8 protein-coding genes are annotated in these 8159 nt (G+C 67.8%); 5 read left to right on the top strand and 3 right to left on the bottom strand.

All coding sequences use genetic code 11. The features are described from left to right. Window positions 1–597 precede the first annotated feature (597 nt). Complete coding sequence (locus tag AWC30_RS17630) at window positions 598–1272, top strand: DUF5631 domain-containing protein (RefSeq protein ID WP_133053709.1); 675 nt, start codon at window positions 598–600, stop codon at window positions 1270–1272. Continuing rightward, the gene (locus tag AWC30_RS15995) at window positions 1272–2180 is read left to right on the top strand and encodes a hypothetical protein (protein WP_109562105.1); all 909 of its coding nucleotides are present in this window, start codon (window positions 1272–1274) and stop codon (window positions 2178–2180) included. The genes AWC30_RS17630 and AWC30_RS15995 overlap by 1 nt, the downstream gene beginning before the upstream one ends. Here AWC30_RS15995 and AWC30_RS15990 read toward each other — a convergent pair. Beyond that, on the bottom strand, window positions 2150–2800 hold the full coding sequence (locus tag AWC30_RS15990; protein WP_234808126.1) for a phosphatase PAP2 family protein: 651 nt from the start codon (window positions 2798–2800) through the stop codon (window positions 2150–2152). The two genes, AWC30_RS15995 and AWC30_RS15990, sit on opposite strands and share 31 nt — an antisense overlap. 78 nt (window positions 2801–2878) lie before the next feature. Between AWC30_RS15990 and AWC30_RS15985 the strand changes: the two genes are divergently transcribed. The 3 genes from AWC30_RS15985 to AWC30_RS15975 are packed head-to-tail and all read left to right on the top strand — an operon-like array spanning window position 2879 to window position 5069. After that, window positions 2879–3361, top strand: a complete 483-nt coding sequence (locus AWC30_RS15985; protein WP_085111207.1) for a hypothetical protein — start codon at window positions 2879–2881, stop codon at window positions 3359–3361. Between the two features lie 20 nt (window positions 3362–3381). Next, window positions 3382–4143 carry a 5,6-dimethylbenzimidazole synthase gene (bluB, locus tag AWC30_RS15980; RefSeq protein ID WP_085111206.1) on the top strand — a complete coding sequence of 254 codons (762 nt, stop codon included), beginning with the start codon at window positions 3382–3384 and terminating at the stop codon, window positions 4141–4143. Further along, on the top strand, window positions 4140–5069 hold the full coding sequence (locus tag AWC30_RS15975; RefSeq protein WP_085111235.1) for an amidohydrolase family protein: 930 nt from the start codon (window positions 4140–4142) through the stop codon (window positions 5067–5069). The genes bluB and AWC30_RS15975 overlap by 4 nt, the downstream gene beginning before the upstream one ends. Here the strand turns inward: AWC30_RS15975 and AWC30_RS15970 are convergent. Both AWC30_RS15970 and AWC30_RS15965 read right to left on the bottom strand, forming a co-directional pair. Further along, on the bottom strand, window positions 5057–5506 hold the full coding sequence (locus AWC30_RS15970) for a hypothetical protein (RefSeq protein ID WP_085111205.1): 450 nt from the start codon (window positions 5504–5506) through the stop codon (window positions 5057–5059). The two genes, AWC30_RS15975 and AWC30_RS15970, sit on opposite strands and share 13 nt — an antisense overlap. A gap of 2 nt (window positions 5507–5508) precedes the next feature. After that, window positions 5509–8097 carry a multicopper oxidase domain-containing protein gene (locus AWC30_RS15965; RefSeq protein ID WP_085111204.1) on the bottom strand — a complete coding sequence of 863 codons (2589 nt, stop codon included), beginning with the start codon at window positions 8095–8097 and terminating at the stop codon, window positions 5509–5511. Between the last annotated feature and the right edge of the window lie 62 nt (window positions 8098–8159).

The raw sequence follows: 8159 nt of genomic DNA, 5'->3' as shown, positions 1-8159 counted from the left end.
CCTCCCGCGCCCGCCACGCCTACCGCCCCGCTTCCACCGGTCGCGTCCCAGCCCACCCCCGCGCCCGCGGTTATACCGGCGAACGCCTCCCCGCTACCGACTACCAATGTCCAAACCACCCCGACCGCGAGTTCCCCGACGGTCCTTCAGGCGTTCGAGCAAGGTATGACCAGTGGCCCCACCCCGGTCCACCCGACGGCGACACCCGCACCCCTTCTCACGCCGCTGGAGCAGCACATGACACCGGCGGTCACCGATATGTCGCCGTCGGCAACCCATGTCACTGCCATCGACACACCGCCGGCAGTGTCGACGCCACCGGCCGAGGCGGTCCCTCCGTATCTGCCTGTGCCGCCGGTCGCCGCGCTACCGGCGAGCGTCACCGCTGCGCCACCGGTCGCGTCGCCCCCGCTGCTACCCGGCTACGGCACCGACCTGCGGTCGACGCTGGCGCCCGCTGCGACCGTCCCGGCCGCGCCACCGTCATCCGCACCGTCGCCGACTCCCACCCCGGCGCACGCCCAGACCGGCCTCGGGCAGTCGACCGTGGTGCGACGAACCCCTGCCCCACCGCCACTCGCGGTAACCGAACAAGCCGTGCCGGCTACCGCCGGTGGTGCACTGACCGGTGCACTCTCCGCGCAAGCCAGCGCCGAGAACCGGCTCCAGACGTTGGTCGAGTTTGTCGCTCGCCAAGAACCGCGGTTGCATTGGTCGGTCGGTGAGCGCGACAACGCCACCACGATGTTGGTCACCGATCTCACCGCCGGTTGGATACCTCCGCACGTCGACGTTCCGGCGACCGTCCGGTTACTCGATCCAGCCCCTCGCCGCGGGACTGCGATGGCGTTGCTCGGATCGGTATCCGCGGCCGCACACTTCGAGCCCGGCCAATACGTGGCCCCCGCTGATCGTGACGACCACATACCGACCTCGTCCCGACCGCGCCACGGGCCGAACGTCGAAGAATTGGGCTGGCAGCTTCGTCGATCCACCCGTTGGCGAGACGGTCTGCCGAGACTCGCTCATACCCTGGTTCACGCCGTCTACGCCGGCGCCGGCGTGTTGGACACCGAAGTCGCCCTGCTCCGTACCCATCTGGCTGAAACGCGGGAGACGGTGTTGGCCGACTACCCGGAGAAGACGCCCATCGCAGCCGTCGGCAACTGGCAATTGCTCGCCGCGATAGAGGCACTGATCACCGGGGACCGGCGCGTGGCGATGTACCACTACGCGTGGTTCCGTGCATGCTGCCCCGAGGCGAAGTCCTGATGGATCCGGAATTGGTGGCCGTCATCGAGGAGTACCTGCGCGCGCACGGTATGAACGCTCCGCCACCGCAGGTGATGTCGGATCTGGTCTCCGGTGTCGGGTCGACGATCGATGGTCTGCTGGCCACGCTGGGCATGGCCGCCAACCTGGGCGACCCGGCCGACGACGCCGACGCTCAACTCGGCCAGGAAGAGCGCGACGCCGGCTTACTCGATGCCCAGGCGAAATTCTCCGCCAACGAAACGCAGTCTGCCCAGTTGATGCAGGCCCTGCCGCAATCGGCCGCCGGTATCGCCGGTGCTGTGGGTGGAGTCTTCAGCGGCCTGCTGCAAGGCTTCACCCAGATTCCACAACAGTTCGCACAAGGCGCCCAGCAAGCGTTGCAAGCCGGCTTGGGTGCGTTCCAACAGTCCGGTGCGGAGCTCATCGGTGACCCGGTCGAAGACGGTGCGGAGGAGTACACCGACGCCGGCCCCGACGACCTGTTCTGGGATGACGACGGTCTACCTATCAGCGGTGACAGCGGCGCCGGAGTCGTGGAGGAAAGTACCGCGCCCACCGGCTATCTCGGTCCGCCACCGACCCCGTCACCGGGCACCGCGCCGGCTTCCGCACAAGCTGTGACGCCCGCTCCTCCCGCCCCGCCGACTGCGCCGCCGGGCCCGCGCAACGGCCTCAGCGCGCTACCGTTCGTGCCGCCGGGCGCGATGTACGGCGGTCACACCGATGCCGAGCCCAAGCCGGACACCAAGCGGGTTGTGGCCCCCTCCGTGAAGAACGGTGCGCCGGTTCAGGGCCGCATCACCGTCCCACCGCCACCGGTCACCAAACTGGTCGCCGGAAAGCCGGTCGCCACCCGCCACGTGGTGGCCAAAGCTCATAGCGACGCCGAGGACTCAGAGCGCTGAACCTCACGTGTGGGCGCCCACCACGGCACCCGCAACACTTGCATCCACAGCGCCACATAGGCGTAGCCGAGAGCCCACCCGGCCACGACATCGGACGGGTGGTGCACGTTGAGGACCACGCGACCGAATCCGACCGCGATCACAATCAGAACACCCGTCGCGATCGCTACTCGGCTGGCGGTCGCACCCAGCATCGGCAGCAGAACCGCCAACAGCGCAACCACCGCGACCATCGACGCCAGTGCGTGCCCGGACGGAAACGACGTCGACGACGCATGCGCCAGCGCTGTCACCGGACGGGGCCGATCAGCCAAATTCTTGGCCCCCTGGATGACCACGCCGGACAACTGCACGGTCACGATCAAGAACAGCGCTGTGCGCACGTTGCGTTGAACCAACGCCACCACGATCACGCCGGCGGCGGCAACGCGGAGTCCGGTCGGCCCGAACACCGAGCACACCACCTCCCAGGAGCGCACCCACAGCGGGTGTTTGATCCCGACGTCATACAACGCGCTCAAGCTGGCGGAATCGATCGCGTCGAACCAACCCTGCCGGTAGCCCAGCCACATCAGCCCATAACCGATCACTGCGATCAGTGCGCTGACCGGCAGAAACACTCGGGCAAGGTTGCTTGTCGACACGCCTACACGCTTATCACGGGTGGGCAGATCGGTCAGAACGGGGATACTGGGCCCATGGCCGTGTATCTGCGCAAGCTGCTCGGGATCGGCAAGCTGCCGCCCGACCTGCGTGAACAGGTCGAGGCCGAGGGCATCCTCCATGGTGTCGATTACGTCCCGGTCACCCGTCGCTTCAGCGGCGCGATTCCCGGGATGCGGTCTCCCCACAGCGTCGCGAGCTACGTCGGCTCGGTGGTGTTCACCTCCCAGCGCGTGCTGGCCACGCTGTCCGCTCTTCCGAAAGTGGCCGGACGCACGGTCGACGTGCGCTGGGACCACCCGGAGACCGGCGCCGCGACCGTCACCATCTCCGAGACCGGTCTGCTCGTCGAGGTAAATCTCGACGACACCGGACCACAGTTTCACGGTGAACTCTCGCTGCACTACAAGACCGACATCCCCGAGACGGTGCTCGCCCAACTGCCCGGCCGCACCATGACCTTCGACCCGCCCGCGGAGTACGTGTTCCGAGCGGTCGGCGTGGCTTACGACCCGTGATCTCTGCGGTAGGAGGCGAGATGCGTCCACGGCGGTCGGCGCAGCACCGCCAAGCTCCCGATCACCGCGGCAAGCAGACCGGTGGTGACCCCGATCAGCGCGATCCGGTCGGCGTCGACGGCCACGCATACAGTCAATCGGAGCGCCGGGCGGTCTACCGCGTGATCGGCGAACGTCGCGACATGCGGCGCTTCGTCCCGAACACCACGGTTCCCGACGAGGTGTTGGCGCGCCTGCTGCAGGCTGCGCACGCCGCACCCAGTGTCGGGCTGATGCAGCCGTGGCGGTTCATCCGCATCACCGATATCGCAGTGCGGGAGCGCATCCACGCCCTCGTCGACGAGGAACGGCACCAGACTGCGGAGGCCCTCGGCCGTCGCGAGAAGGAGTTCCTGGCCCTGAAAGTGGAGGGGATCCGCGACTGCGCCGAACTTCTGGTGGTGGCCCTGCGCGACGGTCGCGAGCGCCATATCTTCGGCCGGCGCACCCTGCCGCAGATGGATTTGGCGTCGGTGTCCTGTGCGATCCAGAACATGTGGCTGGCTGCGCGTGCCGAAGGACTGGGCATGGGCTGGGTCTCGCTGTTCGAACCGCAACCGCTGGCGGAACTACTGCACATGCCCGACGGTGCCGAACCGGTCGCGATCCTGTGCCTGGGTCCGGTCCCGCACTTTCCCGACCGGCCTGCCCTCGAATTGGACAACTGGGCGACCGCCCGGCCGTTATCGGAGTTCATCAGTGAGAACACGTGGGACGCACCGGACCCGGGGGCCGTGCGATGAATCAGTCGAGTAGCCCCGTTCCGGGCGGCAAAGACGAAACCGATCAGGTACGCGCTATTTGGTATCAAATCGGCCTACCCGGGATGATCGACGTGCACACCCATTTCATGCCCAAACGGGTGATGGACAAGGTGTGGGATTACTTCGATTCGGCGGGGCCGCTGCTGGGTCGGCATTGGCCGATCACCTACCGCAGCGATGAACAAGAGCGCGTGGAGACGCTGCGCCGCTTCGGGGTCCTGGCGTTCACCTCGCTGGTCTACCCCCACAAGCCGGACATGGCGGCCTGGCTGAATCAGTGGGCGGGCCAGTTCGCCCGTGAGACCCCCGACTGCCTGTCGACCGCCACCTTCTTTCCCGAACCGGGCGCCGACCACTATGTCGCCGACGCCTTGGACGTCGGCGCTCAGGTCTTCAAGGTCCATCTTCAGGTGGGCCGTTTCGATCCGAACGATCCACTGCTCGAAGATGTTTGGGCGATGCTGGAGGAACGACAAACCCCGGTCGTCATTCACTGCGGATCCGGCCCGGTCGCCGGCGAGTTCACCGGCCCGGCCCCCGTCCGGCGCCTGTTGGGGCGGTTTCCCCGCCTGGTGCTGATCGTCGCGCACATGGGTATGCCCGAATACGCCGAGTTCCTCGACATCTGCGAACGTTTCCCCCGGGTCCACCTCGACACCACGATGGCGTTCACCGGATTCGCCGAGGAGACCATGCCGTTTCCCCCGGCTCACCACGGCCGGCTCATCGATCTCGGCGACCGGATCCTGTTCGGCAGCGACTTCCCGAACATCCCGTACGGCTACCCCGCCGCGATCCGCGCCCTGACCGACCTCCCCGGGGCGGACGAGGCGTGGCTGCAGCGGGTTCTCTACGCGAACGCAGCCAGGCTGTTCGACCTCGACCTGCCGGATCAGTCCAGCTGACCGGCGGTCAGCACAGTCGCCAGGAACACGATCCCCAGCGAGCCGGTCAGCGCCGCAATCGACGCGATCCGCGCGAACCGGGGTCGTCTGCTGCGCTGCAGGAAACCGTGCACGGTCGAGGCACCCATGACCGCGACGAACAAGCTGACCTTGACCGCCAACACCCGCCCGTACCCGGGCTGCAACAACGACCCCCACGTCACGCCGTGCGCGTAAGCGAGCAGGACCCCGGTGGTGATCTGCAGCGGAATGAACACCGTCCAGGTCACCGACGCGAATCGCAGCCCCACATTGCGCACCAGTTGGGCCCGCTCCGGTACCGCCAGCACGGCATAGACCGGGGGCAACACCACCACGGTGATCGTCAGGAGCCCGCCGACCCAGATGATGGCGCCGATCACGTGCAGGAACCGAACCAGCGTCCACAGGTCGATCACGGCTACTCCGTCACCGAAACCGTGCCGCGGGCGCCGCCTTCGGAGTGGCGCAGATCGTGGTCCATGATCATGTAGTTGCCCGGCTCCGGGAAGGTGAGCTCTACGAAGCCGCCCTGGGCGGGCGCGAGATCGAGCACCTGCGATCCGCCCGACGGGCCTGCCGGGTCACCGGGGCGCAGTTGCCAAGCACCCTCTTTGTAGACGGTGTCGAACTGGGTGCCGACGATGTGGAAGGCGATCAGGTCACTGGGCCCGGCGTTGACCAGCCAGAAGCGCACCCGCTCACCGGCACGAACGCGCAGCGGGGCGTTCTTGTACTGATCGGCGGTACCGTTGAACATCCAGCCGTCGGGCCTTCCCTCCCGGATCGCCAGCGGCTTCTCCTCGCCTTCCGGATCCCCGAGGAACAACTGCGCACCGACGAAGACGAAGTCATGGTCGACCGCAGGCAATCCGGGCGGGTCGATGATCACCGCGCCGTACATGCCGTTGGCGATGTGCAGCGAGATCGGATCGGTACTGCAGTGGTAGAGCCACGCCCCCGCGCGGGTCGCGGTGAATCGGTACACCAGCCGCTCGCCGGGCTCCAGCGTGCGCATGGGCTGATCCGGCGCGAGGGCCCCGGCGTGGAAGTCGATGCCGTGTCCCATGCTCGCGTCGTTGATCAAGGTGATCTCGAAGGTGTCCCCGACTTTCCCGTGCAGGATGGGCGCCGGTTCGGTTCCGCCGAACGTCCAGCGCGTCTCCCGCCGTCCGGGCGCCACCTCCAGGGTCTCGTCGACCGCGCGCAACTCCACCCGGTGCAGCCCCGGTTCGGCCGGCGTCAGCACCGGATCGTATGGCTTCCAGCCCGGCGACGGGTCCGCACCCAGGTTCAACTGACCGCCCGGTGCGACGCTGGCGGTGTGGTCGTGTTCGGTATCGGCCGCTTTGGGCCGGCCGCCGACGGCGTTGATCTTCATGGTCATTCCCGCCGCCTTGTGCCCGGGAACGTCGCACCACAGGTCGATGTCGTGCTCCACGACGCCGATGTCGAGCATCGCGGTCTGCCCGCGCCGTAGCCGCGGTGTGCGCTCACCGCTTTCGGCTCGCAGATCGTGCGGTAGAGCGACCTCGTTGGTCACCCGTAACACCACGTGTGTTCCGGCCGGTACGTCGAGGACCGGCGGCGCGACCCGCATGTCCTGCAGCGCGACGTCGATGACCGTGGCCTCACCGGGGACGGCGTCCTGGTGCGTATCGGTCCCGGTCCCGGTGGCGGCAGCCACCGCGACCACCACCGCGGTCAATCCCGCCACCATGCCGGTCATGGTGCCGGGTAGCCCACGCTCGAGTGCCTCGACGTTCATGCTGCGACGCAGCAGCGCCGGGACGGTCAACCGTAGTGCCAGCCACAGGAATCCGGTGACTCCGATCGCGGCCAACGCCCAGCCGATGGTGCGGATCGGTCCCGGGAAGTGGACGGCGACCAGTGGCACCGCCAGGTTGAGCACCGCGAGCCGCGCCTGCCAGCCCTGCGCCAGGTGAGCGACGACGGCTTTGCGTTCAGCGGGACCTTGGGCCACCACCACCGGGAGCATCTGGGTCAGCGCGCCGATGAGGATCTGCGCGACGAAGCCGACCACCAGCATGGGCATGATCGATCCCTCGATCAGCCCGGGCAGGACATCCAGGGAACCGCTCACCACCGCGGCGACCATCTCGACCACCAGCGCGACCGCCAACCAGCCGGTGGCGGCCGCGAGATTCCACGAGCCGACCTCGCGGGGTTTCTTGGTGGGCCACAGCGCGACAGCGGTGATGACCACCCCGGCGGCATAACCGAGCAGCCCGGCCGCGGCGATCCACACGTTCGGGATCAACAGGCCGGCGATCACCACCGTCAGGCTCACGATGAGGGTGGGCAGTGTTCGTTTCGCGGCGCGGATCGTCTGCTCGGTGATCCGTACCCCCGAGGCGACCGGCCACAGCGTGAACAGCGTTCCGATGACCGTCAGGCCGATCCAGCCGTAGAGCATCACGTGCACATGGGTGGCCCACAGGCGGGCGTACCAGCCGTCGGCCCCCAGCGCCAGGGTGCCACCGACTCCCGCACCGACCAGCAGCGCCACACCGGAGGCGACGTAGAAGCTGATCAGATACTCGAAGCGGGCCTGCAGCGCGGCTTTCCGCATCCGGACCAGGTGGACGGCGTGCACGACCGCGATCACCGCCACCACCGCGCCGGCAACCGCGGTCAGCACCATGACGCCGGTGTAGACGCCGATCAGCGCCACGACGGCGGCGATGTTGAGCGCGATGAGTTTGGCGCTCAGCTGCCACGACGGTGGGTCAGGTGCGCGGCACAAGGTGGCGGCGAAGTGCTCCGACCAGATCACGATCGCGTTGGTGGCCGCGCCGAGCAGCAACGCGTGCACCGGCAGCCAGACCGATTGGCCGAGTTCGTCGTAGCTGATCAGCAAGGCCACCGCGGTGGCCAACCAGCCCAGCACCACCGCATTGCCCGCGACGAAGACCGGCCGGCGCGGTCCACCCGGTCGACCGGGCTTGATGGGCGGCGGCTTCGAACTGGAGGGTGCCACCTGGATCATGATCGCCAGCGTACGGTCGCGAGGAAACCGCCGGTGCTCACCGAAGTCAACCCTTTCCGGGA

This window comes from Mycolicibacillus trivialis (assembly GCF_002102395.1).
Classification (GTDB): Bacteria; Actinomycetota; Actinomycetes; order Mycobacteriales; family Mycobacteriaceae; genus Mycobacterium; species Mycobacterium triviale.
The sequence above is the reverse complement of the archived record's forward strand: the minus strand, read 5'-3'. Positions and strand labels throughout refer to the sequence as shown.

What these genes read in the sequence shown, in the direction of transcription:
- AWC30_RS15995 (WP_109562105.1), top strand. Translation starts at nt 1,272, where the DNA reads ATGGATCCGGAATTGGTGGCCGTCATCGAGGAGTACCTGCGCGCGCAC.
- AWC30_RS15985 (WP_085111207.1), top strand. Translation starts at nt 2,879, where the DNA reads ATGGCCGTGTATCTGCGCAAGCTGCTCGGGATCGGCAAGCTGCCGCCC.
- bluB (WP_085111206.1), top strand. Translation starts at nt 3,382, where the DNA reads ATGCGTCCACGGCGGTCGGCGCAGCACCGCCAAGCTCCCGATCACCGC.
- AWC30_RS15975 (WP_085111235.1), top strand. Translation starts at nt 4,140, where the DNA reads ATGAATCAGTCGAGTAGCCCCGTTCCGGGCGGCAAAGACGAAACCGAT.
- AWC30_RS15965 (WP_085111204.1), bottom strand. Translation starts at nt 8,097, where the DNA reads ATGATCCAGGTGGCACCCTCCAGTTCGAAGCCGCCGCCCATCAAGCCC.